At 60.3% G+C, this 18,288-nt stretch carries 21 protein-coding genes; 9 read left to right on the top strand and 12 right to left on the bottom strand.

Annotated elements, in window-relative coordinates; translation table 11 throughout:
* The 7 genes from Q0072_RS06315 to Q0072_RS06285 form a co-directional block, all read right to left on the bottom strand.
* Positions 1–773 (bottom strand): BatA domain-containing protein (locus tag Q0072_RS06315; RefSeq protein ID WP_298327317.1); only part of this gene is annotated, 773 nt, incomplete at its 3' end.
* A complete protein-coding gene (locus Q0072_RS06310; RefSeq protein ID WP_298327315.1) occupies positions 773–1,672 on the bottom strand; it encodes a DUF58 domain-containing protein in 900 nt (299 codons plus the stop codon). The genes Q0072_RS06315 and Q0072_RS06310, both read right to left, overlap by 1 nt.
* 4 nt (positions 1,673–1,676) lie before the next feature.
* Complete coding sequence (locus tag Q0072_RS06305; RefSeq protein ID WP_172961219.1) at positions 1,677–2,660, bottom strand: MoxR family ATPase; 984 nt, start codon at positions 2,658–2,660, stop codon at positions 1,677–1,679.
* 48 nt (positions 2,661–2,708) lie between these two features.
* A complete protein-coding gene (locus Q0072_RS06300; RefSeq protein WP_298327313.1) occupies positions 2,709–3,398 on the bottom strand; it encodes a DUF4159 domain-containing protein in 690 nt (229 codons plus the stop codon).
* Positions 3,399–3,571: 173 nt separating this feature from the next.
* Entirely contained in the window at positions 3,572–4,906 is a 1,335-nt protein-coding gene (locus Q0072_RS06295; RefSeq protein ID WP_298327309.1) for a TldD/PmbA family protein, read from the bottom strand.
* 24 nt (positions 4,907–4,930) lie between these two features.
* Positions 4,931–6,565 carry a TldD/PmbA family protein gene (locus Q0072_RS06290; protein ID WP_298327307.1) on the bottom strand — a complete coding sequence of 545 codons (1,635 nt, stop codon included), beginning with the start codon at positions 6,563–6,565 and terminating at the stop codon, positions 4,931–4,933.
* 213 nt (positions 6,566–6,778) lie between these two features.
* Positions 6,779–7,453: a peptidylprolyl isomerase gene (locus tag Q0072_RS06285; RefSeq protein WP_298327304.1), complete on the bottom strand. Its 675-nt coding sequence runs from the start codon at positions 7,451–7,453 to the stop codon at positions 6,779–6,781.
* 129 nt (positions 7,454–7,582) lie between these two features.
* Between Q0072_RS06285 and Q0072_RS06280 the strand changes: the two genes are divergently transcribed.
* The 8 genes from Q0072_RS06280 to groL all read left to right on the top strand — a co-directional run bounded on the left by Q0072_RS06280 (position 7,583) and on the right by groL (position 13,865).
* Positions 7,583–8,257, top strand: a complete 675-nt coding sequence (locus Q0072_RS06280; RefSeq protein ID WP_298327302.1) for a hypothetical protein — start codon at positions 7,583–7,585, stop codon at positions 8,255–8,257.
* 62 nt (positions 8,258–8,319) lie between these two features.
* Positions 8,320–8,811 carry a hypothetical protein gene (locus Q0072_RS06275; RefSeq protein WP_298327299.1) on the top strand — a complete coding sequence of 164 codons (492 nt, stop codon included), beginning with the start codon at positions 8,320–8,322 and terminating at the stop codon, positions 8,809–8,811.
* Entirely contained in the window at positions 8,808–9,296 is a 489-nt protein-coding gene (locus Q0072_RS06270; RefSeq protein ID WP_298327296.1) for a hypothetical protein, read from the top strand. The genes Q0072_RS06275 and Q0072_RS06270 overlap by 4 nt, the downstream gene beginning before the upstream one ends.
* Before the next feature lies 1 nt (position 9,297).
* The gene (locus Q0072_RS06265; RefSeq protein WP_298327323.1) at positions 9,298–9,534 is read left to right on the top strand and encodes a helix-turn-helix transcriptional regulator; all 237 of its coding nucleotides are present in this window, start codon (positions 9,298–9,300) and stop codon (positions 9,532–9,534) included.
* Positions 9,535–9,598: 64 nt separating this feature from the next.
* Positions 9,599–10,552 (top strand): TraB/GumN family protein, encoded by a 954-nt coding sequence (locus tag Q0072_RS06260; protein WP_298327292.1) that lies wholly within the window; start codon positions 9,599–9,601, stop codon positions 10,550–10,552.
* Positions 10,553–10,781: 229 nt separating this feature from the next.
* Entirely contained in the window at positions 10,782–11,609 is an 828-nt protein-coding gene (locus Q0072_RS06255; protein WP_298327287.1) for an endonuclease/exonuclease/phosphatase family protein, read from the top strand.
* A gap of 270 nt (positions 11,610–11,879) precedes the next feature.
* Entirely contained in the window at positions 11,880–12,170 is a 291-nt protein-coding gene (gene groES / locus Q0072_RS06250; protein ID WP_298327283.1) for a co-chaperone GroES, read from the top strand.
* A gap of 51 nt (positions 12,171–12,221) precedes the next feature.
* On the top strand, positions 12,222–13,865 hold the full coding sequence (groL, locus tag Q0072_RS06245) for a chaperonin GroEL (RefSeq protein WP_298327280.1): 1,644 nt from the start codon (positions 12,222–12,224) through the stop codon (positions 13,863–13,865).
* Between the two features lie 133 nt (positions 13,866–13,998).
* On the opposite strand, the gene Q0072_RS06240 is transcribed toward groL, so the two are convergent.
* The 3 genes from Q0072_RS06240 to Q0072_RS06230 all read right to left on the bottom strand — a co-directional run bounded on the left by Q0072_RS06240 (position 13,999) and on the right by Q0072_RS06230 (position 15,416).
* Positions 13,999–14,547, bottom strand: a complete 549-nt coding sequence (locus Q0072_RS06240) for a DUF3916 domain-containing protein (RefSeq protein ID WP_298327278.1) — start codon at positions 14,545–14,547, stop codon at positions 13,999–14,001.
* A 107-nt stretch (positions 14,548–14,654) separates the two neighbouring features.
* Complete coding sequence (locus Q0072_RS06235; RefSeq protein ID WP_298327275.1) at positions 14,655–14,987, bottom strand: endonuclease domain-containing protein; 333 nt, start codon at positions 14,985–14,987, stop codon at positions 14,655–14,657.
* A gap of 147 nt (positions 14,988–15,134) precedes the next feature.
* Positions 15,135–15,416: a FliM/FliN family flagellar motor switch protein gene (locus Q0072_RS06230; RefSeq protein WP_013478892.1), complete on the bottom strand. Its 282-nt coding sequence runs from the start codon at positions 15,414–15,416 to the stop codon at positions 15,135–15,137.
* A gap of 150 nt (positions 15,417–15,566) precedes the next feature.
* Here Q0072_RS06230 and lipB point away from each other — a divergent pair, with 150 nt between their 5' ends.
* Positions 15,567–16,208 (top strand): lipoyl(octanoyl) transferase LipB, encoded by a 642-nt coding sequence (lipB, locus tag Q0072_RS06225; RefSeq protein WP_298327320.1) that lies wholly within the window; start codon positions 15,567–15,569, stop codon positions 16,206–16,208.
* Positions 16,209–16,211: 3 nt separating this feature from the next.
* Here lipB and Q0072_RS06220 read toward each other — a convergent pair whose 3' ends face one another.
* Positions 16,212–16,625, bottom strand: a complete 414-nt coding sequence (locus Q0072_RS06220) for a DUF805 domain-containing protein (RefSeq protein WP_298327267.1) — start codon at positions 16,623–16,625, stop codon at positions 16,212–16,214.
* Positions 16,626–16,736: 111 nt separating this feature from the next.
* Complete coding sequence (locus tag Q0072_RS06215; RefSeq protein ID WP_298327264.1) at positions 16,737–18,203, bottom strand: TadE/TadG family type IV pilus assembly protein; 1,467 nt, start codon at positions 18,201–18,203, stop codon at positions 16,737–16,739.
* Between the last annotated feature and the right edge of the window lie 85 nt (positions 18,204–18,288).

The raw sequence follows: 18,288 nt of genomic DNA, 5'->3' as shown, positions 1-18,288 counted from the left end.
GCCCCCAAGAGGACCGTCCCGCCCGATTTCACACGCGCACTGACGACAGGCGGGACGTTACCGCTGCCCAGCCACACCAAAACCTGATCCTTCGACGGCAGGGTCGCGTCCACCCCGGCGGCCTCGAACGGCGTCTGCCAGGCGGCAGACACAGCGCGGAACCAACGCACGTCGGCGGCGTGGTCCGGCGCATACCGCACGCTGAGGACGGGCAGTTTCGTCGCCGACGCCTGAGCGGCGGGCATGGCCCCGGCGACGATGCGCCAGTCCACAGTGCGGCTGAGGATGGGGCGTTCGGCATCGACCCCTTGCAGGGTTTGCGGTACCACAATGGTCAGCTTGACCCCCGGCGGCAATTGCGCGTCGAGTTGCCGCAGACGGCTGCTCACTTCTCCCACCGCCCCCGGAGTGTCGCTTAAGCGCGGAAAGCCCGCTGTCAGCCAATGCGCCTCGGCGTCTTCCCCCACCGCCTGTTGCGCCGCCTTCGGATCAGCCCCCGGCACCACAGCCACATAGGGCTTATCACTGAGCGGTGCGGTCAGGACGGGCCGCGCCAGCAGCAGGGCCAGCACCGCAATCAGCAGCAGACGCACGATCAGCAGCGGCCATTCGCTGAACCGGATACGCTGGCGCGGTTTGGGGCGCGGATCGAGCCAGCGCAGGGCGGCAAAGACCACCGGGCGCAGCTCGTCGCGTCGCATCAGGTGGATGACCAGCGGCACAACCACGGCCAGCAGAGCTGCCAGACCTAACGGAAACAGGAGCGCGGGCATCAGGCCGTCTCCTTTCCTGATGTTTTTTGGCCGAACAACCGAAACAGCGGCGCGTCCACCGGCTCATCCAGCCAGTAATGCGTATGCCGCACCCCTGCCGCGAACAGCCGCGCCTCGAAAGCCTGACGGGCAGCGGCAAAGCGCTTGAGGAAGTCGGCGCGCAGGGCCTTGCCGTCACCCAGCACCTCGGCCCCGCCTTCCGGATCGTCGAAACGATAGCCACCCTGAAACGGAAAATTGCGCTCCTCGGCGGTCAGGGTCTGCACCATCAGCACGTCGCGCCCGGCCGCCGACAGCCGCGTCATCAGCTCGGCGCAGCCCTCGTCGAAGCCGTCGCTGAACACCATGACCATGTCCTGCGCGCGAATGCGTCCCCAGACCGGCGACAACTGCGTCACTGAGGGAAACCCACCGCCCGCTTTCAGCTTGAACAGTTCCAGCCGCAGCCGGTCGCGCGCCTTCAACCCCGCTGCGGCCTCGACGACGGCGACACCGCGATCGCTGAGGGTGATCAGGCCAAAGGCGTCCCCCTGACGCAGGGCCAGTTCGCCGACACAGGCGGCCATGGTCTTCGCGGCCTCAAGGCGGCTCCAATCGGGTTTCGCCGTATCGGTCTGGCCCATCGACGCCGACAGGTCGAGCACCATCCACACCCTAAGCGGGCTTTCGCGCTCGGATTCGCGCACGAAAAACTTATCCGAGCGCGCATAGAGCTTCCAGTCGATCTGACGCAGTTCGTCGCCCGACTCATAGGCGCGGTACTGCGCAAACTCCAGCCCCGCCCCGCGTGAGCGCGACGCGTGCAGCCCGATCCCCGACGCCCCGGACGCGCGGCGCGCGCTCAGGCGCAGGCCTTTTAGCCTGTGGCGCACCTCAGGAGGGATCGGGTCATACACCATGCGCTCAGAGCTTTACGGCGCTCAGAATAGCGGCCACGACCGTATCGGGGGCCACGCCCTCGGCCTCAGCAGCAAACGACATCAGCAGGCGGTGGCGCATGACGGGGGCGGCCAGCGCCATCACGTCTTCGCGGGTGGCTGCCAGCCGTCCCTGCAACAGGGCCCGCGCCTTGGCCGCCAGCACCAGAGACTGACCTGCGCGCGGCCCAGCCCCCCATTTGATATAGGTGTTGACGGCCTGCGGTGCGCCCTCACCCGGCCGCGTGGCGCGCACCAGCCGCGTGATCCAGCGTAGCAGGTCTTCGCCGACATGCACGTCGCGCACCAGTTTTTGCAGCACCAGCACGTCCTCAGCCCCCATCACCTTGGGCACCGCCCCACCGCCGGCACCGGTGGTTTGGCGCAGAATGTCGTGTTCTTCGGACTCCGTCGGGTAATCGACGCGGATATGCAGCAGGAAGCGATCAAGCTGCGCTTCGGGCAGCGGATAGGTCCCGGCCTGCTCCAGCGGATTCTGCGTCGCCAGTACGAAGAAGGGTGACGGCAAGGTATGCGTCACCCCGGCATAGGACACAGTGCGCTCCTGCATCGCCTCCAGCAGGGCGGCCTGCGTCTTGGGCGGCGTGCGGTTCAGCTCGTCCGCCAGCAGCAGGTTGGTAAAGACCGGCCCCGGCTGGAAACGGAAATGGCGGTGACCGGTGCCGTGATCCTCCTCCAGCAGTTCGGTCCCCAGAATATCGCTGGGCATCAGGTCGGGGGTGAACTGTACGCGGCGGAATTGCAGCTCCAGCGCCTGCCCCAGTGAGCGCACCAGAAGCGTCTTACCCAGCCCCGGCACGCCTTCCAGCAGGCAATGCCCGCCGGCCAGCAGCCCGATCAGGAGTTGTTCGACCACATCGGCCTGACCGACAATAGCCTGAGCGATGGCCTGACGCAGGTGACCCAGGCGGGCCAGCCTTTCCCTGATCTCGGTTTCACTGATCGACATATCTTAATCCCCATAATCGGGCCCCGGAGGCGAAGGCCGTCTGACGTCTCAGTTCGTCAAAGCATAAATCACAATATTGATGCCGAATTTGGTATTGTCTTCGGCCAGAAAGCGCTTGTTGCGCCAATCGTAGTCCCACTCGCAGCCATAGTCCTTGTTGGAATAGAGGACGCCCAGACGGCCATTGATCTCTATGCCTTTCAGATAGTCGTGCACCAGATCGTCGCCCCAGCCGTTCAGTTCAAACGCGGTATTGGGCGGGCCGTCGAACTGGAAAAAGCTCTTGTAGATGGCGTGCGTATTGGGCAGTTTTTTCAGCGCCTGCGGGCCAAAAATCGTTGCCATCTGCCGCTCGAACGACTTGGCGAACAGGCCGTCAATGTCGTGGTTGCAGTCATCGACAAAGACGAAGCCGCCATTTTTCACATAGGTCTCGAAATTGCGTCGCTCCGCCGGGCTGAAATCGACCAGCTTGTGCCCGGCCAGATAGCAGAAGGGCGCGCTGAGCATCTTCGGATCGGACAGGTCGATCACATGCTCCTTCGGATCGACGCGCAGGGTCGTGTAGTCGATCAGGGAGGTGATCAGATTGGCTGGCATCCGCTGATCGACGTCCCAGTCACCGGAGGCGTATTTCAGGCGCGTGAACCAGAAGTCGTAGCTGGCCGTCTGCGCCGGGCGTGCCAGCGCCGCCGCCAGCCCCCCGGCGAGCAGTGACAGAAACGCACCTCGCCCCATCCCTTCGCCCCGCGAGCGGGGAGAAGGTGGCGCAACGCGCCGGATAAGGGGTAATCTACGGTTCACACTTTGCTCGTCTGCTTGACGTTGGAAAGAAGCCCCTCACCCCGGCTGGACACCGCCCCCCTCTCCCCGTCTGGCTGCCGCCGAGGTCGGGAAGAGGGAGGTGGATTTTAGACGGCATCCGACAACGACGTGAAGGTAAAGTCACGCAGCTTCATCGCCGGGATCATCATCACGAACGGCGATTCATCGTCGCCGACGCGCACCGGTTTACCCAGCTCCTCGATATTGTTGAGCATGATGACCGGCGACTCGTTGAAGCGGAAGTTCTTGATCGGATACTTGATCTGGCCGTTTTCGATATAGAAGGTGCCATCGCGCGTCAGGCCGGTCAGCAAAACGGTCTGCGGATCAACCATACGGATATACCAGGTGCGGGTGACCAAAATCCCCTTCTGCGTCGATCGCACGAGATCCATGGTCGATTTGGTGCCGCCTTCCATAATCAGATTGCCCGGCGAGGCGTCGGCCGTCTTGCCCTGCTTCTGTGCCCAGTAGCGGGAATATTGCAGGCTGGCCACCTTGCCCTTTTCGATGATGGGCAGGCGTTTGCGCGGCAGGCCCTCGCCATCCCACGGCAGCACGGCGGCGTCCGGATGCGACGGGTCGGCATAGACGGTGACGCGCGGATCATAGACCTGCTCACCCAGCTTGTTGCCACCGCCCTTTTTCGACAGGAAGCTGCGGCCTTCATCGGCCGAGCGGGCGTCAAAAAAGTTCATCATGAACGAGATCAGGCCCGCCGAAGCGGCCGGTTCCATGATGACGGTATATTTGCCGGGCTCCAGCGCCTTGGCGTCGGCGGATTCGGCGGCCTTCTTCATGGCGATCTGGATTTCGGTGTCCGGCTTGAAGTCGGCAACGCTCTGAAGGTTGCGCGCGACCCAGCCCGAACCGCGACCGTCTTCGGTGCGCACCGTGCAGGTATAGTCCATCGAGGTCGATTTCTGATAGCCGAAATTGCCGTTGGAATTGGCAAAGGCCTGAAAACCCTGACCATCCGACAGGAAGCCCGCGGCAATCAGCTTGGCCTGCTTGCACGGGGTGATCGACTTGGCGGCCACCTCGGCGCGTTGTTCCGGGGTAACGGTCGCCGTCGCTTCGCTGAAGGTATTGGTCGGCGTGTAGGTCTGCTTGCCCACGGCCGGCATGAATTCCGGGTTTTCCGGGGCCAGCCTGGCCAGATCCTCGGCCCGGCGCACGACGCGCTCCAGCGAGGCGTCGTCAAAGGCATTGATGGTGGCGATGCCGACGCGCTTGCCGAAGGCCACCTGAACCCCCAGCTCGGTATTGGTGATGATGCCGCTGGTCGAGACGTTATTCAGCGCAAAGCGGATATTGCCGTTGATCGATCCCGACAGGGTGGCGGTACATTCGTCGGCCTTCGACAGCTTGATAACCTTGTCGAGAATGGCTTTGGCTTCGGCTTCGGTAAGGATGCCCATATCTGTAATCTCCCAATCCGCCGATTAACCGAGCGAACGCGCGGTGTTGATGACATTGATGCCGTTGAAACGGCTGGTGGAGGAGCCGTGCGACACCGCCGACACCTGACCCGGCTGCCCCTTGCCGTCGAAGAAGGAGCCACCCAGGCGATAATCGCTTTCGTCGCAGATCGCCGAACAGGCGTTCCAGAATTCCGGCGTGCGGATCTGATAGGCTACGTCCTCGATCATCTGGGTGATCTTGCCGTTCTTGATCTCATAGAAGAGTTGCCCGCCGAACTGCGCGTTATAGCGCTGCTGGTCGATCGAGAAGGAGCCATCGCCCACAATATAGATGCCGTTTTCGACGCCCTTGATCATATCGGCGACGCTGAGCTTTTTCTTGCCCGGCTCCAGCGAGATATTGGCCATGCGCTGGAATTGCACGGACGACCACGAGTCGGCGTAGCAGCAGCCGTCTGATTCCGTCTTACCCAGAATATGCGCCTGATCGCGGATGGCCTGATAATCGACCAGCTTGCCGTCGCGGATGATGTCCCACTTCTTGGTCTTGACGCCTTCGTCGTCGTAACCGACGAAGCCCAGTGAGCCGAACTGCGTCTTGTCGGCGACGATATTGACGTTTTCCGAGCCGTACTGGAACTTCGCTTCGCGCTTGTCGAGCGTCGCAAATGAGGTGCCGGCGTAGTTGGCCTCATAGCCCAGAACGCGGTCAAGCTCGGTCGGGTGGCCCACCGATTCGTGGATGGTCAGCCACATATGGCTGGGGTCGAGTACCAGATCGTACTTACCCGGCTTGACCGACGGCGCCTTCAGCTTTTCGCGCGCCTGTTTGGCGCCCGCGATCGCGTCTTCCTTCATATCATAGCTGAGGCCATAGCCGGTGACGCCCGCCGGGTCGGTGAACTTCTGCTTGGCGTCGCCGTCCAGATATTCGTAGCCCAGACCCATCGGCGCCGACAGGCCATCGCGCGTGCGGAACTTGCCCGATTCTTTATCAATAGCGGTCAGGGTCATCGGCACCCAGATGCGGTGCACGTCCTGATCGATATAGGAGCCGTCGGTCGAAGCAAAATATTTCTGCTCATTGACGAGGAACATCATCGAATTGACGTAGTCGGCCCCGGCCTTCAGCGCGGCGGTATTGACGTCGATCAGGCGCTCGGCCTTTTCCTTGATCGGCACCTCCATGCTGTTCTTTTTGATTGGAGTCTTCCACGACACCTCACCGACGCCCTTGACGGGGGCCAGCTTGACCGGAACGGTCTGGATTTTCGCATTGGCCTTGGCGACGGCCACGGCCTGCTTGGCGGCCCTGGCCACGGCTTCGGTGGTCATGTCATTCGTGGCCGCAAAGCCCCAGGCCCCATCGGCGATGACGCGGATGCCCACACCCAGCGACTCGGTATTCACGACATTTTCAACGCGATCTTCGCGCGTGATGACGAACTGGCGCAGATAGCGCCCGACGCGCACGTCGCAATAGCTGGCCCCGGAACCGGTCGCGGCGTTCAGACCGGCGTCGGCCAGCGTCTTCTTCACCTTGACGTCGATCGTCTCCTGAAGCACTTCGGCGGCGACGGCCCGCCCGTAAAGCGACGGCACGAGCAGGCTGCCCGCCGTCAGGCCGGTCATGGCCAGAAAGTTGCGTCTGTGCACGGCGTATCTCCTTAAAAGATGTCCGGAATGAAAGGATGTTCCGGAACGCCACGCGTCGCGCCCGCCCCGTTACGGCTGAGACGATCATCCCGTCAAAAAAGCGTCAAGTTGCTTTTTGGTAATAAAGGCCGATTGAAGATATTTTATACAGATTTTTAGTCCTCAACCCTACGCCGTCGAGGGAGGCTCAAAAAAACGGCAAGGCGACGTCACCTAATTCAGTCGTTTGGCCGAGAGCACCTTGACCGGGTTTTCGAGATTCTGCCCGTCCCAGCCACCCTCGATCTTCTTTTTGGTGATCTTGCCGTTGAGGATTTTCTTCACCACGTCCATGCCCGACACCACCTTGCCGAACGCGGCATAGCCCTGATTGTCGCCTTCCGGATCACGTCCGGCATCCATATAGGACATATCGCCGACCGAGATGGTGAACTGATTGCTGGCTGTACCCACGGCATAGCGGGCCGTCGAAATCGTCCCGTCGGCGTGCGACAGGCCGGTCTGAGAGGTCGGCTCGTGCGGAATCGGCTGATAACGGTGGCCCGCCGCTTCGACCTGAACAAACCCGCCCTTGCCCGACTTCATGGCGCGCCAGAACTGGGCGTCCGTCATCTTTCCGGAGTCCACATATTGCAGGAAGTTGGCCGTTGAAATCGGTGCGCGCTTGCCGTCCAACTCAACGACAATATCACCCTTAGTGGTTTGAATCAGCACGCGCACCGAGTCCGGCGGTACGGGCAAATCGCGATAAAGCGGCTTGGGCTTGGTCGGGGCTTTCGGCGCTTCGGTGTTTTCCGCAGGCTTTTGCTGTGCCGGAAAACAGCCTTGCAGGAGCGTCACTCCCATCAGTGCCGCCATACCGATCATCCATTGCCGCCGATGCGTCATGCTGTGCTCCCTGTCTCATGACAAAACTATCGGAAAGGAGCCGGACTTGGCAACCGGGTTGAACCAGACGATTCCGCTTTACCTTCGGGCAATCAGTGGTAACGCTTATATTCATAAGAGGAGCGCGCCATGATCCAGGGCCCCAAGCTCGATAGCCTGTTACCGCCTCTGTCGCCGGAGGACGTCGCCGGCATGGATGACGAACTGACGCGGCTGCGACGACTGATGGAGCGCGGAGAGTCGGCGGGTCTCGCCGGTGGCCCGATCCTGTTATGGTGGGGTGGCGTTCTGGGCGTGGGCCATCTGTGCCTGAGTCTGGCCTATGCCGGGCTTTTACCCGCCCTACCCTACGGGCTCATCTATTTTACGGCCGGCCTGATCGGCACGGTGGTTATCGCCGTGCGTGTGCGCAAGCACAGCCTGTTGTCCAACTGGCGCACCGAGGCCGTTTCGGCGGCCTGGCTGTTCGCAGCAGCCGGCATCTTTGTCTATTCAGTCGGCAATGTCGTCGCCGGTACCTATAATCCGGTGTCCAACATGGCCTTTCTGGCCATTGTCTTCGCCCTGATCAGCGCCGTGACCGGGGCCGCCTGCCGCCGCGACTGGATGCTGATCCCCTCCGCCGGATGGCTGCTGATGGCGGCCTTGAGCTTCATGTTTGGAGACAACAGCGCGCTGCGGACGCTGGTCTTTGCGCTGGCGTCGATTCTGCTGATGGGCGTGCCGGGCTGGGCCCTGACCGATCAGGCGCGTCAGGCCCGGCAGGTGAAACAGGCGCTGGGCTTGCGTCTCACCGGCTCTTGACTTTAAGTCTAATTTAAATTTATACACCCCTAACATTAATTTGTCAGAGGGGCTGTTCACACATGTCTGCACACAAATTACCGCTGGACCTGATCGGCATAGGCACGAAGGTCGCCGTCGTAGGGCTTATCGCCGGATTGGTGGTCGAAAAGGCCGCCCCCCTGAACGACATGCACCCGGACCCGTCCGTTCAGGTGTCGCTTCTGTCGATCAGCATGGTGCTGCCGTCCTTCTGGATCAGCCTTCTGGCTCCCATCTGCTATCTGTGGGCCCTGTGGTCGGCTTCGGATGTCTTTATGCGACTGCATAAGGGCGAAGGCTTTGGGGCTTCGGTCGTCAAGGGCCTGAAAGATGTCGGTTCAAACCTGATATACGGGGCCATCGCGGCGATCCTTATTATGCCGACCCTCACCGCGATGACCGAGGATCGCTTCCGCGGCGTGCGCTATGATTTCGCCATCGAGCCCCTGACTATCGGCCTGATCGGCCTGATGCTGTGGTTGATTACGCAGGCCGGTGAAAAGCTGCAAACCGATATGGAGAGCTTCGTATGAAGGCCCTTATTCTTAAAATCATGATCGGCCTGCCGATGGGGATCATGGTGCTGCTGATGGTCATTCAGTTGCCGAAACTGTGGGCGCATACCAGCCATCGGCCCGACATTTTCGGTCTGGCGCTGTTGCAGGGCGGCTTACCGCTGTTGCCCTATGGCTTCTTCGCTATTGCCCTGTGGTTCGCTGCCGACATGATCGCCCGCATTCGTCCGGTTACGCCGCTGGAGCCGGTTCTGTCCAAAGGGCTACGCCGCAGCGGGGCGGGGTTGGTCCTTGGCGGTCTGGCTATAGGGCTGAACGTCACACCTTGGGTATGGGGCGAGGTCTATAACAATACCGGCCGGCAGCCCGGCGTCGCAAATGACGTCCTGCTGACCCTGATCTTTGTCGCTCTGGGCCTGATCCTGCTTGGCCTAAGCCAGCGCATCCGTATGCTTCAGGCGGCGCGCGAGGCCCTGTCGGCGGAACTGGAGCAGTATGTCTGATATGCCGGTCAATGTAACGCTTGATGTGATGCTGGCGCGGCGCAAGATGCGCGCCAAGGATTTAGCGGCGCAGGTTGGCATCTCGGAAACCCAGATGTCGCTGCTGCGCACCGGCAAGGTGAAAGGGATGCGTTTTGATACCTTGTCGAAAATCTGTTTCCTGCTGGACTGTCAGCCGGGCGACATCATGGCATACCTCCCCGATGAGGCTGATCTGACGGCGAAGGGCGGCGACTGAGCGGGCCCGCCCCATTGCGGTCACGGAGTTAGGGCTTAAATGGCAGTTGAATAGGAGCCCCGCCATGTTCAAATCCGTTTGTCTCGCTGCGCTGGTCCTGAGCGCGCCCGCGGCCTTCGCGCAGGAGACGATCAGCGAAGGCAGCACCGTCAAGGACGGCGACGAGTGGATCACCGACGTGGTGGTGACCGCCCGCCTGCCCGGCCCGGCCCTGTGGCGCGTGCGCAAGGGCGACAGCGAGGTCTATGTGCTGGGGGCCATGCCCGTGATGACCAAGCGCATACCGTGGGATTCCAAACGCGTCGAGCGGGTCATCGGCCTGTCGAATGTGCTGCTCACCGCGCCCGAAGCCAAAGGTGGGCTGATCGGCGGTGCGCGGCTTCTGATGGACCGCCGCCTGCCGCTGGGCAAAAAGCTGGATGAGGTCTTGCCGGCCGATCTGTCGAAGCGTTTCTATACGCTGGCCGATGCCTACGGTCTGGACCGCGAAAAGTACAAGAAACTATCGCCCATCTGGGCGGCGGCCACCCTGCGCGAAGACATTTATGATAAGACGGGGATTGCCACGCGCGACCCGGAAAAGACGCTGCTGCGTTTCGCCAAGGCCCAGAAGCTGAAAACCAAGCCATCAGGCAGTTTCTCCGTAGCCAAGACGCTGGGGCGCATCGACGATTTTAGCGCGCAGCAACAGGCGCATTGCGTCGCCGCCACGCTGGATGAAATCGACTTCGCCGTAAAGAACGCCCGCGCCGCCACCGAAGCCTGGGCCACTGGCGACCTCAAGGCCGTGCAGCGTTTGTCACCGGATTCCGCCCTTCTGGCCTGCCTCGAAGGCGCGCCTTCGACCAAGGCCATGCTGGGGCAATCGGTCGAACAGACAGTGGGCGCGATCAACAACGCCTTAGAAACGCCAGGCAAGTCCCTGATTGTGCTCCCTTTATCGGCGCTTCTCATCCCGGGCGGCGCTTTGCAACAACTGGAGCAGCAGGGCGCGACCGTAACCACGCCCGCGCTTTAGATCGGTACGACTTCACGATTTCCCTCCTCCCCATTGTATGGGGAGGTGCCGAGTTTACGAGGCGGAGGGGTATACCCCTGCCGAAAAGATACCCCTCCGGCGGGACTTCGCCCGCCACCTCCCCACAGGTGGGGAGGAGGAAGAGTAGCCGCGTGAAACGGTAGCCCGGCTCAAAAACGTCATATGAATGTCATTGGACCCCGCCCTTGCCGAGCCCTAAACTGACCCTATGAAACTGCTGCCCCTCCTCGCTGCCGCCCTGCTTGTCGCCGCGCCCGCTTCTGCCGACCCGCTGCGCCTGATGAGCTACAATATCCGCTACGCCAATCCGCAGGACGTGCCGCCGTGGCCGGAGCGCGGCCCGCGCATGGCGGCGCAGATCAGCTTCCTCGCGCCCGACGTGCTCGGTGTACAGGAGGCCCTGCTGCCGATGGTCGATGACCTGTCGCAAGCCCTTGGAGACTATGACCATTACGGTGTCGGCCGGGATGACGGGGCCAAGGCCGGCGAAAGCACGACCGTCTTCTGGCGTCGCGACCGTTTCGAGAAGGTCTCAGCAGCGACGCAATGGTGCGGTCAGACGCCCGATACGCCGTCCAAGGACGCCGATGCCGCCCTGCCGCGCACCTTCACGCGCCTGATTTTGAAGGATAAACGCGGCGGTCAGGTCTTTGATGTGCGCAACGCCCATTTTGACCATGTCGGCGTCAAGGCGCGTGAAAACTGTGCGGCGCAGATTCTGAGCCTGCCGACGGTGCCGGGCGCGCACCTGATCGTACTGGGCGATTTCAACACCGGTATGGACAGCGCGCCCTATAAGCGCTTCACCGCCGAAACCAGCCCGCTGAAAGACAGCCGTGTGGTCAGCGCCCGCCGCTTTGGCCCGACCGGCACCTTCAACGGCTTTGATATCCGTCAGACGGATGGCGAAGCTATCGACCATATTTTTGTGGATCGGGCGTTGACGGTTAAGAGCTTCGCCACCCTGACCGACAGCTTTTCGGGCAAGGTCATTTCCGATCACTTCCCCATCGTGGCCGATATCGAGCTGAAATAAGGGTTATAAGGGGACCACAGATGACACAGATAGGCACTTCGCACCTGTGGGTGGCAACCGAAGCGCTTTGCCCCAAATGCCTTAATCTGTGCCATCTGTGAAATCTGTGGTTTGACCTTCTCGTATCACCTCAAGCCCGGCGAAAAAATTTCACACGAATCCGCTTCGCCGCTTCTTGACTCTCCGCGGTCGCAACCCTAACTCAGGGGCGCGTTAGCACTCAGGCATACTGAGTGCTAACATTCATCTGAATAACATCGGAGACATCATATGAGCTTTCGTCCGCTGGGCGACCGCGTTCTCGTGAAGCGCGTTGAAGAAGAAGCCAAGACCAAGGGCGGGATCATCATCCCTGATACGGCCAAGGAAAAGCCGCAAGAAGGCGAAGTCGTCGCTGTCGGGCCGGGCGCCCGCAACGAAAAGGGCGAGCAAGTCGCTCTGGACGTCAAGGTCGGCGACCGCATTCTGTTCGGTAAGTGGGGCGGCACCGAGGTCAAGCTTGATGGCGAAGACCTGCTGATCCTCAAAGAATCCGACATCCTGGGTGTGGTTGAGCGTTAATCCGCTCTGCCCCCCCTATCCCGATAATACGCAACCAAAGGAACACCCGAAATGGCTGCTAAAGACGTACTGTTTTCCTCGGACGCGCGCGACAAGATCCTGCGCGGCGTCAACATCCTCGCCAATGCCGTGAAGGTCACGCTTGGCCCCAAGGGCCGCAACGTCATCCTCGAAAAGTCCTTCGGCGCACCGCGTTCGACCAAGGACGGCGTGTCGGTCGCCAAGGAAATCGAACTGGCCGATAAGTTCGAAAACCTGGGCGCGCAACTGATCCGCGAAGTCGCTTCCAAGACCAACGACAAGGCCGGTGACGGCACCACGACCGCCACGGTTCTGGCTCAGGCCATCGCCGTTGAAGGTCTGAAGTCGGTGTCTTCGGGCCGCAACCCGATGGACCTGAAGCGCGGTATCGACAAGGCCGTGGCCGTGGCCATCGCCGAAATCAAGGCGTCGTCCAAACCCGTCACCTCGAACTCGGAAATCGCTCAGGTCGGCACCATCTCGGCCAATGGCGACACCGAAGTCGGTCAGATGATCGCTGACGCCATGGCCAAGGTCGGCAACGAAGGCGTCATCACCGTCGAAGAAGCCAAGACCGCCGAAACCGAGCTGGACGTCGTCGAAGGCATGCAGTTCGACCGCGGCTACCTGTCGCCCTACTTCGTCACCAACCCGGACAAGATGGAAGCGGTCCTCGAAGACCCGTACATCCTGATCTTCGACAAGAAGATCTCGACCCTGCAACCCATCCTGCCGATCCTTGAAGCCGTGGTTCAGTCGGGCCGCCCGCTGCTGATCATCGCCGAAGACGTCGAAGGCGAGGCTCTGGCTACGCTCGTCGTCAACCGCCTGCGTGGCGGCCTGCGCGTCGCCGCCGTGAAGGCTCCGGGCTTCGGCGACCGCCGCAAGGCCATGCTGGAAGACATCGCCATCCTGACCGCCGGTCAGGTGATCTCCGAAGACATCGGCATCAAGCTTGAGACCGTGACCCTCGACATGCTGGGCCGCGCCAAGAAGGTGACGATCACCAAGGAAACCACCACCGTGGTGGATGGCGTCGGTGAAAAGGCAGAGATCGAAGGCCGCGTGGCTCAGATCAAGCAACAGATCGAAGAAACCACCTCGGACTACGACAAGGAAAAGCTGCAAGAGCGTCTGGCCAAGCTGGCCGGCGGCGTTGCGGTCATCCGCGTCGGCGGCTCGACCGAAGTCGAAGTGAAGGAAAAGAAGGACCGCGTCGATGACGCCCTGAACGCGACCCGCGCGGCCGTGGACGAAGGTATCGTTCCGGGCGGTGGTACGGCTCTGCTTAAGGCGTCGAAGAAGCTGGCCGACCTGACCGGCGACAATGACGACCAGACCGCCGGTATCGCCATCGTGCGCAAGGCCCTGCAAGCTCCGATCCGTCAGATCTCGGAAAACGCAGGCGTCGAAGGCTCGATCGTCGTCGGCAAGGTGCTGGAATCGAACGATGCCAACTTCGGCTTCAACGCTCAGACCGAAAAGTACGTGGACCTGGTGGCCGATGGCGTCATCGACCCGGCCAAGGTTGTGCGTACCGCTCTGCAAGACGCGGCTTCGGTGTCGGGCCTGCTGATCACGACGGAAGCCGCCGTGGTCGAAAGCCCGAAGAAGGAAGCGGCCCCGGCTATGCCCGGCGGCGGCATGGGCGGCATGGGCGGTATGGATTTCTAATTTGGCTCACGTCCCGATCCTGCGGATCGGGACGTGGAAAAAAGTACATAGCGAGAAAATTTTGCTGGGGTCGGCCCGTCGCAAAATTTCCGAGTCCAATGTGGAAAGAGCGGGTCTCACGACCCGCTCTTTTTTACATCACTTCGCTGTAAATCCAGACCTGCTGCCGGTTTTCATATGGCGGATCAAAGTCATCGTCGCGCCAGTAGGTGCTGTAGCCTTGCTCCCTGAAGCCTGCGGGTACTTTCAAGCCGTAGGACTTCATCAGACTGCGCGAGGTCGGTAGGGGCGTCCATAGATCATTCGCATCAGAACGGATCGCGAAAGCCGCCCAATAGTCCTGATCGAAAAACACATCTACGCTGCTGCGAAACAGGTCTGGATAAGAAATTATCGCCGTTACCCGTGCGTGTTGGAGGTGTTCAGGTTTGCTGGATTGCATCTTTGCGGCCGCGCGCAGGATAAGCTCTATATAACGGCGCTGGGTATGCAGCGAGGATCGAGGCGGATTGATCAGCCCGCTCCAGACAGGCGTTTTCCAGTTATGAAATCCCCGTCCACGCGGTGTTGCCTCCGGCCATTCATCGGCAAGCGTTTCCGACCACACCTTCATGTTTCGCATCATCGTCTTTGTTCGACGCTGACGGCGATACAGAATATCGGAGATGTATCGTTTGGTCATAAGCGTCTTCCATGCCCCACTATACTGAAATAATATCTTATACCTCCCCAACGTGTTGGGGGGACCGCACGAGCCGCCAAAGGCGGTGAGATGCGGTGGTGGGGGGCTTATCTTTTTGAAAAACGCGCCGCTCTTTCCAGAGCCAGCAACCTCACCCTATCAGCAACGCCATCAGCATCCCGGTACACATCGGCGGCAGCCAGGCGGCAAACCTCAAGCCCTTGCGACCGTAACCATGCATCGCGCGCAGCATCTTTTTCCACCCGTTCATTCAGACTGTGCAACGTGCCGTCCACTTCAACAGCCAGACGTGCCTTGAAACAATAAAAATCAAGGATGTACGGCCCTATCGCAAACTGGCGCTTGAAGATCAGGCCATCGCTGCGGTGCTTCAAGCGTTCCCACAGCAACCATTCCGGCGTGGTCAGCACTTTGCGCATCTATCGCGCCAGTGCGGTTTTGCGGCGAATGTCGGTCATGTTGCCCCCAAAGATACCCCACCACCACATCTTGCCCGCTATGCGGGCTCGTGTGGTCCCCCTCCCCAGCAAGCTGGGGAGGTGTAAGAGACGTTACGCTATCCTCGTCTAATTCCCCAGGGCCATAAAGTCATAGACATTGGCCGGGCGGGTAACCACGATCGAGATTTTCTCTTCGAAAATCTGGATTTCACCGCGCGCGACGGGGTGATTGTTGGCCAGTATCCACACCTCATCGTGCTCACGTGCATCCAGCGGGATCACCGCGCCGCGGCCCATGCGCAGAAGTTGCTGCATCGGCAGGACGGAACGCCCCAGAAGCACTGAGATTTCCACCGGTACGGAATTGACCTGAGACGACACGCTCGACTTGATCCCTTGAATGCCCATATAGGGAGGAGTCCTACCCCATCCGCCGCAGAATGGCCGAACATGCTGAACGACAGGTTAAGCCCCGCAGATTCCGATGACACTCCGTCCGATTTTGTGTCGCCGGACTTTTTCCTGAAAGACCCGGAAAACGGTCTGCCGGAATGGCGCATGTCTGCGGGTCAGGTGCCCTATCCCGACGCCGTGGCCGCGATGGAGGCCCGCGTCGAAGCCATCCTCAAGGGCGAGGCGCGCGAGCTGATCTGGCTGATCGAGCACCCGCCGCTTTACACGGCCGGTGTATCGGCCAAGCGCGAAGACCTGCTGGAGCCTGAGCGTTTCGAGGTGTTCGACAGCGCACGCGGTGGGCAATTCACCTATCACGGCCCCGGCCAGCGGGTGATCTATGTGATGCTGGACCTCAACCGGCGCACCAAAGACATCCGCGCTTTTATCAAGGCGCTGGAAGGCTGGATCATCGGCACCCTGTGGCAGTTCAATGTCGAAGGCCATATCCGCGACGGGCGCGTTGGCGTGTGGGTCGAACGCCGCGATAAGGGCATCACACCGGTTCCCGAAGATAAAATAGCCGCCATCGGCATCAAGCTGCGCCGCTGGGTCAGTTTTCACGGTATCAGCCTGAATGTCGAACCGGACCTCAGCCATTTCAATGGCATAGTGCCGTGCGGCATCTCGGAACACGGCGTGACCAGCCTGATTGATCTGGGCCTGCCGGTAACGATGGATGAGGTGGACTACGCCCTGCGTCAGGAATTTATCACGCGCTTCGGGCTGGTTGATCTGGCCGAATAAGCGTCAAACAGTCTCAATGGGCTCGGCAAACCGCGTGGAACGGCCGTATCTGTTTGCCCCTCGTTCGCCGGGCATCGCGCCTAAGTCAATGGCGGCCCACAGCAGCACCAGCGCCCCGACAAAGTCGAGGAAGTTATCCGGGCGCGGCCACACCATCATAAACGCAATCAGGATCACCGCCGCCCACCAACCGGAGCGCCCCCGGTCGTGTAGGCGCTTCGACAGCACGCACGCGGCACAAAACAGCAGCGCCGGATAGACCACCCACCCGGTCAGCACACGTGGTGCACCGGTAATGGCCGAGTCATAGATCATGAACAGCCCGACCAGCACGGCCAGAGCGATCAGAAACGGCGTCTGACGCACCCGTCCGGTGGACGAAAAGAACAGTTCGGTCCAGTCGATTTTCTGGTTCATGACCCATCCCACGAAAAAAGCGGGAACAGAAAGTCCCCGCCTCTTCGCTTAACACCGTCAACCGCTTGAGAAAAGACGCTTATCTGAGGCAGCGCTGCTTTTCTGCCGCAGCTATTGCATCAGGCGCACGACGCTCAGCTTGCCGCCGATGATGTTAAATGCCTGAATCAACTCATTCGCACTCTGGGCATCGAAATAGTGCTGGGCATCCGTGGCGCAGGATTTCAGTGCGCTCAGCGCCGTGGGGTCCGTCACCCCAAGGCCGATAACGAAGATTTCGATATTCTTGCCCTTGGCGTATTTACACACATTATCTTGTGCCGTGTAGGTCGGTGCGATCAGTGTGGTGTTGATCGTGGGCGGATTACCGTTCTTTGCCGATACCGTTTGACCGGAAGAGTTCGTATAAAGCGTATTGGCCCCATCCGTCATCAGAACAATGACTTTCTTCGGTTCCTTGTTCTTGGCATCATAGGCTTGCCCTTCCTTGAAGGGCGCGGGCGGCGAGAGCGTATTGACGCCCCAATGCAAACCGCCAGGAATAAAAGTATCTGGTTTATAGTTACCTATTTTATTGACCAGCCCCTTGATAGAATTGGTCACCACAGTCTTGTCATTGGTCAGCGGCTGTATAGGCATTGGGCAGTTCTGCGCCGTTTCAAGGACACCTGTATAGGCTGTCAGCGGATCAGGCATGACGAGCAATTTGGTCTTGGAATCGACCTGATGACGCACGCAGCCATACCACTTGTAGTAGGTGGGTTGAGGATTAGTACAGGATATGTAAGGTGTGATGGGCTCATCCGTACAAACCTCACCTTTCTTACATGGATAGGTGTACGGAACACCATCCCTTAGATCGCTACAGGTAGTCGTATATCCGCCCTTACAAACTCTCTTCGTTTTGATCTCTGTACAGGTCTTAGCCGCTGCAGGCACCGTATAATCGCCACCAACCGAAACCCAGGGCTGATTGCGATTGGCCACACCGACATTGACATAGTTGGCATAGGGCACGATGGCAACTTTAACATAGTCCTTGTTAGCGTCCGTCATGATCGTGTTGACAAGGTTGGTCGCCGCAGTCTTCAGCACATCCAGTCTAGACTTGGACCCATCCAGAAGCTCACCCATCGAATCGGTATTATCGAGCACCAGCGACAGCTCCAGCGTGCCATTGGCCGCCTGAATGGTCTTGCTGAGCACCTGATAAGGCATCTCCTTGATGTTCACGACGCCCAGAAGAAAGGTTTTATAGCTCCCCTTGGCCGTCACATAGTAGGTGCGCGTCGCCGTGTCATACTGGAACTGGTCTATGGCTACCTTGTCCGGATTGTCGCCCAGTTCCTTATTGAGGCGTAAGGTCGCTGCCGTCTTGGCCTGCTCAACCGTAGACGGACGCAGGATCGCCACGGCCAGGGTCGCCGCGTCCAGCGCATCCTGCGCCTTGGCCCGACGGGAAATGACGGTCGAAAAGTCCAGCGCGCCGGCCATGGCCGCCGTCAGCAGAAAGAAAAACAGACCGAACATAACGGCCGTGTTGCCACGGCGATCGCGGAAGAAGTCAGGCAGGCGCATGGGGGTATCCGTGTCTCTGTTCGGTTTGGCACCTGCAATTTACGCGCCAAAGCTTAAGATTCACTCTATTGCAAAACCCTGTCAT

The organism is Asticcacaulis sp. (genome assembly GCF_027484505.1).
Classification (GTDB): domain Bacteria; phylum Pseudomonadota; class Alphaproteobacteria; order Caulobacterales; family Caulobacteraceae; genus Asticcacaulis.
This window is presented reverse-complemented; position numbering and strand designations above follow the sequence as displayed.

What these genes read in the sequence shown, in the direction of transcription:
- Q0072_RS06310 (WP_298327315.1), bottom strand. Translation starts at nt 1,672, where the DNA reads ATGGTGTATGACCCGATCCCTCCTGAGGTGCGCCACAGGCTAAAAGGC.
- Q0072_RS06305 (WP_172961219.1), bottom strand. Translation starts at nt 2,660, where the DNA reads ATGTCGATCAGTGAAACCGAGATCAGGGAAAGGCTGGCCCGCCTGGGT.
- Q0072_RS06300 (WP_298327313.1), bottom strand. Translation starts at nt 3,398, where the DNA reads ATGGGGCGAGGTGCGTTTCTGTCACTGCTCGCCGGGGGGCTGGCGGCG.
- Q0072_RS06295 (WP_298327309.1), bottom strand. Translation starts at nt 4,906, where the DNA reads ATGGGCATCCTTACCGAAGCCGAAGCCAAAGCCATTCTCGACAAGGTT.
- Q0072_RS06285 (WP_298327304.1), bottom strand. Translation starts at nt 7,453, where the DNA reads ATGACGCATCGGCGGCAATGGATGATCGGTATGGCGGCACTGATGGGA.
- Q0072_RS06280 (WP_298327302.1), top strand. Translation starts at nt 7,583, where the DNA reads ATGATCCAGGGCCCCAAGCTCGATAGCCTGTTACCGCCTCTGTCGCCG.
- Q0072_RS06275 (WP_298327299.1), top strand. Translation starts at nt 8,320, where the DNA reads ATGTCTGCACACAAATTACCGCTGGACCTGATCGGCATAGGCACGAAG.
- Q0072_RS06270 (WP_298327296.1), top strand. Translation starts at nt 8,808, where the DNA reads ATGAAGGCCCTTATTCTTAAAATCATGATCGGCCTGCCGATGGGGATC.
- Q0072_RS06265 (WP_298327323.1), top strand. Translation starts at nt 9,298, where the DNA reads ATGCCGGTCAATGTAACGCTTGATGTGATGCTGGCGCGGCGCAAGATG.
- Q0072_RS06260 (WP_298327292.1), top strand. Translation starts at nt 9,599, where the DNA reads ATGTTCAAATCCGTTTGTCTCGCTGCGCTGGTCCTGAGCGCGCCCGCG.
- Q0072_RS06255 (WP_298327287.1), top strand. Translation starts at nt 10,782, where the DNA reads ATGAAACTGCTGCCCCTCCTCGCTGCCGCCCTGCTTGTCGCCGCGCCC.
- groES (WP_298327283.1), top strand. Translation starts at nt 11,880, where the DNA reads ATGAGCTTTCGTCCGCTGGGCGACCGCGTTCTCGTGAAGCGCGTTGAA.
- groL (WP_298327280.1), top strand. Translation starts at nt 12,222, where the DNA reads ATGGCTGCTAAAGACGTACTGTTTTCCTCGGACGCGCGCGACAAGATC.
- Q0072_RS06240 (WP_298327278.1), bottom strand. Translation starts at nt 14,547, where the DNA reads ATGACCAAACGATACATCTCCGATATTCTGTATCGCCGTCAGCGTCGA.
- Q0072_RS06235 (WP_298327275.1), bottom strand. Translation starts at nt 14,987, where the DNA reads ATGCGCAAAGTGCTGACCACGCCGGAATGGTTGCTGTGGGAACGCTTG.
- Q0072_RS06230 (WP_013478892.1), bottom strand. Translation starts at nt 15,416, where the DNA reads ATGGGCATTCAAGGGATCAAGTCGAGCGTGTCGTCTCAGGTCAATTCC.
- lipB (WP_298327320.1), top strand. Translation starts at nt 15,567, where the DNA reads ATGTCTGCGGGTCAGGTGCCCTATCCCGACGCCGTGGCCGCGATGGAG.
- Q0072_RS06220 (WP_298327267.1), bottom strand. Translation starts at nt 16,625, where the DNA reads ATGAACCAGAAAATCGACTGGACCGAACTGTTCTTTTCGTCCACCGGA.
- Q0072_RS06215 (WP_298327264.1), bottom strand. Translation starts at nt 18,203, where the DNA reads ATGCGCCTGCCTGACTTCTTCCGCGATCGCCGTGGCAACACGGCCGTT.